At 40.9% G+C, this 4,298-nt stretch carries 3 protein-coding genes and 1 pseudogene; all 4 read left to right on the top strand.

Annotation, left to right across the window (positions count from 1 at the left end):
• Positions 1-44: 44 nt before the first annotated feature.
• A pseudogene (locus tag HT721_RS10055) lies at positions 45-702 on the top strand (gamma-glutamyl-gamma-aminobutyrate hydrolase family protein).
• A gap of 170 nt (positions 703-872) precedes the next feature.
• Positions 873-2,222: a glucose-6-phosphate isomerase gene (locus HT721_RS10060; protein WP_000018268.1), complete on the top strand. Its 1,350-nt coding sequence runs from the start codon at positions 873-875 to the stop codon at positions 2,220-2,222.
• 127 nt (positions 2,223-2,349) lie between these two features.
• The gene (gene gltX / locus HT721_RS10065) at positions 2,350-3,789 is read left to right on the top strand and encodes a glutamate--tRNA ligase (protein ID WP_173229736.1); all 1,440 of its coding nucleotides are present in this window, start codon (positions 2,350-2,352) and stop codon (positions 3,787-3,789) included.
• A gap of 13 nt (positions 3,790-3,802) precedes the next feature.
• Positions 3,803-4,237, top strand: coding sequence for a cytidine deaminase (locus tag HT721_RS10070; RefSeq protein ID WP_173229738.1), 435 nt, complete (start codon positions 3,803-3,805; stop codon positions 4,235-4,237).
• The last annotated feature ends 61 nt before the right edge of the window (positions 4,238-4,298 follow it).

Here is a 4,298-nt window from a genome sequence, read left to right on the forward strand (position 1 = left end):
GAAGAGATTTTCGAAGAGTGTTAATATTTGAAAGGAGAAGCATCATGGCTAGAACGGTTGTAGGAGTTGCTGCAAATCTATGTCCCGTAGACGCAGAAGGAAAAAACATTCATTCATCTGTATCTTGTAGATTCGCAGAGAGCATTCGTCAAGTCGGTGGTCTCCCTTTAGTCATTCCTGTTGGTGATGAGTCAGTTGTACGCGATTATGTGGAAATGATTGACAAATTGATTTTGACAGGCGGTCAAAATGTCCATCCTCAGTTTTATGGAGAGAAAAAGACCATCGAGAGTGATGATTACAATCTAGTGCGTGATGAGTTTGAACTGGCCCTCTTGAAAGAAGCGCTTCGTCAGAATAAACCAATTATGGCAATCTGTCGCGGTGTTCAACTTGTCAATGTTGCCTTTGGTGGAACCCTCAATCAAGAAATCGAAGGTCACTGGCAAGGCCTACCTTTCGGAACATCTCACTCTATTGAGACAGTGGAGGGAAGCGTGGTGGCCAAGCTATTTGGAAAAGAAAGTCAGGTTAACTCGGTNNTTTCGTGTAACTGCTATTGATCCAAGAGACCAGACCATCGAAGCGATTGAATCTATCGATGAACACCGCATTATCGGTTTGCAGTGGCATCCAGAGTTTCTGGTTAATGAAGAAGATGGCAATTTAGAATTATTTGAGTATTTATTGAATGAACTGTGACGACTGGGACATCTAGTCGTTCTTTCTTTTATTTTTTCAAAATTTTTGGAATGCGGCATTTTTACGCAAACGTTTGAATTCTGATAAAAAATGGAGAAATTCGACAAAAAAACTTGAAAAAAACGAAGGTAAGCGTTATGATAGAAAAGAAGAAATATTGGAGGAATAACATGTCACATATTAAATTTGATTATTCAAAAGTTTTAGACAAATTTGTTGCACCACATGAAGTGGAATACATGCAATCACAAGTAACAGCAGCAGATGAATTGATCCGTAAAGGAACTGGTGCTGGTAGCGACTTCCTAGGATGGTTGGACCTTCCTGAAAACTACGACCGCGAAGAATTTGACCGTATCTTGAAAGCTGCTGAGCAAATCAAGTCAGACAGCGATGTTTTGGTTGTTATCGGTATCGGTGGATCTTACCTTGGTGCCAAAGCAGCAATTGACTTCTTGAACCACCACTTTGCTAACTTGCAAACAAAAGAAGAACGCAAAGCTCCACAAATCCTTTACGCAGGAAACTCAATCTCATCTACTTACCTTGCTGACTTAGTAGAGTACGTTGCGGATAAAGACTTCTCAGTAAACGTGATTTCTAAATCAGGTACAACAACTGAACCAGCTATCGCTTTCCGTGTTTTCAAAGAACTCTTGGTTAAGAAATACGGACAAGAAGAAGCTAACAAACGTATCTATGCAACAACTGACCGCCAAAAAGGTGCGGTTAAGGTTGAAGCAGATGCTAACGGTTGGGAAACATTTGTTGTTCCAGATGACATCGGTGGACGCTTCTCAGTATTGACAGCCGTTGGTTTGCTTCCAATCGCAGCATCAGGAGCTGACATCAAAGCCCTTATGGAAGGTGCGAATGCAGCTCGCAAAGACTACACTTCAGACAAAATCTCTGAAAACGAAGCTTACCAATATGCAGCAGTTCGTAACATCCTTTACCGTAAAGGCTATGCAACTGAGATCTTGGTAAACTACGAGCCATCACTTCAATACTTCTCAGAATGGTGGAAACAATTGGCTGGTGAATCAGAAGGAAAAGACCAAAAAGGTATCTACCCAACTTCAGCCAACTTCTCAACTGACTTGCACTCACTTGGTCAATTTATCCAAGAAGGAACTCGTATCATGTTTGAAACAGTTGTCCGTGTTGACAAACCTCGTAAGAACGTGATTATCCCTAGCTTGGAAGAAGATCTTGATGGACTTGGTTACCTTCAAGGAAAAGACGTTGACTTTGTAAACAAAAAAGCGACTGACGGTGTTCTTCTTGCCCACACAGATGGTGATGTACCAAACATGTACGTGACTCTTCCAGAGCAAGACGCTTTCACTCTTGGTTACACAATCTACTTCTTCGAATTGGCTATCGCCCTTTCTGGTTACTTGAATGCCATCAACCCATTTGACCAACCAGGTGTTGAAGCATACAAACGTAACATGTTCGCTCTTCTTGGAAAACCAGGATTTGAAGAATTGAGCAAAGAACTTAACGCACGTCTATAATAGAAGAAAAGAGTGGTTTGCCCACTCTTTTTACTCTCTTTATCCATAGAAATTGGACTCAGCCAAGACTTGTGATATAATATAGAGAGCAACAAGGCAGACGCCTAGAGACTTTATAGGAGAAACTATGTCAAAAAATATCCGCGTACGTTACGCACCAAGTCCAACAGGACTATTACACATCGGAAATGCCCGTACAGCATTATTCAACTACCTTTACGCCCGCCATCATGGTGGAACATTTATCATTCGGATCGAAGATACTGACCGTAAACGCCATGTCGAGGATGGAGAACGTTCACAGCTTNNGGATTGGGATGAAAGCCCAGAAACACATGAGAATTACCGCCAGTCTGAGCGTTTGGACTTGTATCAAAAATACATCGACCAACTGTTAGCTGAAGGAAAAGCCTACAAATCTTACGTCACAGAAGAAGAGTTGGCAGCTGAACGCGAACGCCAAGAAGCAGCAGGTGAAACACCTCGCTATATCAACGAATACCTTGGTATGAGTGAAGAAGAAAAAGCGGCTTACATCGCAGAACGTGAAGCAGCAGGCATTATCCCAACTGTTCGTTTGGCTGTCAATGAGTCAGGTATCTACAAATGGCATGATATGGTCAAAGGTGATATCGAATTTGAAGGTGCCAATATCGGTGGTGACTGGGTTATCCAAAAGAAAGATGGTTACCCAACATACAACTTTGCCGTTGTCATCGATGACCATGATATGCAAATCTCTCATGTAATCCGTGGAGACGACCACATTGCTAATACACCAAAACAGCTCATGGTTTATGAAGCACTTGGTTGGGAAGCTCCAGAGTTTGGTCACATGACCTTGATTATCAACTCTGAAACTGGAAAAAAATTGTCTAAACGTGATACTAATACACTTCAATTTATCGAAGATTACCGTAAGAAGGGTTACCTTCCAGAAGCGGTCTTTAACTTTATTGCTCTTCTTGGTTGGAACCCAGGTGGCGAAGATGAAATCTTCTCTCGTGAAGAACTCATTAAACTTTTCGATGAAAACCGCCTGAGTAAGTCTCCAGCAGCCTTTGACCAGAAAAAACTGGACTGGATGAGCAATGATTATATCAAGAATGCAGACCTAGAAACTATCTTTGAAATGGCAAAACCATTCCTAGAAGAAGCAGGTCGATTGACTGACAAGGCTGAAAAATTAGTTGAGCTCTATAAACCACAAATGAAATCAGTAGATGAAATTATCCCATTGACAGATCTCTTCTTCTCAGATTTTCCAGAATTGACCGAAGCAGAGCGTGAAGTCATGGCGGGTGAAACAGTTCCAACAGTTCTTGAAACCTTTAAGGCAAAACTTGAAGCGATGACAGATGATGAATTTGTAACAGAGAATATCTTCCCACAAATTAAAGCAGTCCAAAAAGAAACAGGTATTAAAGGGAAAAATCTTTTCATGCCTATTCGTATCGCTGTTTCAGGTGAAATGCATGGACCAGAATTACCAGATACAATTTTCTTGCTTGGACGTAAAAAATCAATCCAGCATATCGAAAATATGTTAAAGGAAATCTCTAAGTAAGAAAGGTACAATAATGGACATCTGGGAAAAGATGTACGAAGAAGCACAGAAACTATACGATCCACATGAAGTATCGGATTTTGTTTATGCCAACCATGTTGTAGCCGCAGTAGAAGCAGAAGATGGACAAATATTTACAGGTTTCTGTATGGAGGGAACCTGTGGTGTTTTCCATCTCTGCGCAGAGCGCGCTGCACTCTTCAATATGTACCAATTTTCAGGACAAACTAAGGTTAAAAAAGTATTAGCCTTTCGAGACAAACCACCTTATGGTGGAAGTTCAGCCATGCCTTGCGGTGCTTGTAGAGAATTCCTTTTAGAACTGAATGCTGAAAATAAAGATGCAGAATTCATGATGGACTATGATACAAGAAAAACAGTTAAAGTCGCAGAACTAATCCCTTATTGGTGGGGAGAAGAACGTGCTTCTAAGTTTAATGAACAATAGAAGAGTCAGTACAATTCTGGCTCTTTTTACTATAATTTGAAAAACTGTACTTGAAAAAAGG

Origin of the sequence: Streptococcus sp. 4094 (genome assembly GCF_013277125.1) — a bacterium.
Classification (GTDB): Bacteria; Bacillota; Bacilli; order Lactobacillales; family Streptococcaceae; genus Streptococcus.

Coding starts and splice junctions, on each gene's coding strand:
- HT721_RS10060 (WP_000018268.1), top strand. CDS start 873: ATGTCACATATTAAATTTGATTATTCAAAAGTTTTAGACAAATTTGTT.
- HT721_RS10070 (WP_173229738.1), top strand. CDS start 3,803: ATGGACATCTGGGAAAAGATGTACGAAGAAGCACAGAAACTATACGAT.